Origin of the sequence: Mesorhizobium sp. M5C.F.Ca.ET.164.01.1.1 (assembly GCF_004792125.1) — a bacterium.
GTDB classification, from domain to species: domain Bacteria; phylum Pseudomonadota; class Alphaproteobacteria; order Rhizobiales; family Rhizobiaceae; genus Mesorhizobium; species Mesorhizobium wenxiniae.
Window position 1 is genome coordinate 1 of record NZ_SRTG01000406.1, and the last position, 316, is coordinate 316.

Annotated in this window: 2 protein-coding genes; both read right to left on the bottom strand. The window is 68.4% G+C overall.

Features of this window, described 5'->3' with window-relative positions; all coding sequences use genetic code 11:
- A partial coding sequence (locus EN807_RS34020; protein ID WP_135938056.1) for an NrsF family protein occupies nucleotides 1-187 on the bottom strand: 187 nt, incomplete at its 3' end.
- Between the two features lies 1 nt (nucleotide 188).
- The coding region (locus tag EN807_RS34025; protein ID WP_281405264.1) for a sigma factor-like helix-turn-helix DNA-binding protein at nucleotides 189-316 on the bottom strand (128 nt) is incomplete at its 5' end.

The window sequence follows — 316 nt, forward strand, 5'->3', positions numbered from 1 at the left end:
ATTTGGACAGGAAACGCATCGTGTGCATAGCGACCATGAGGTCAGGACGCGGGCCGATGGTCAGCCAGAACACGGCGGCCGCGACCACCGCCGCCACGGCGACGGCCATCCGCCAGGCGGAGCCGAGCGGCATCGCCTTGCTGCGGACGTCGGCGTCGAGCGCCTTAATGAGATCCTCGGTCCTCATGTCACTCCCGCCCGAAGCGTTTGGCGATGGCGGCAAGGCCGCGATGCAGCGACACCCTGACCGCCGTCTCCGTGATGCCGAACTTCGCCGCCGTCTCGCCGATCGAGCGGCCCTCGACCGACACCGACG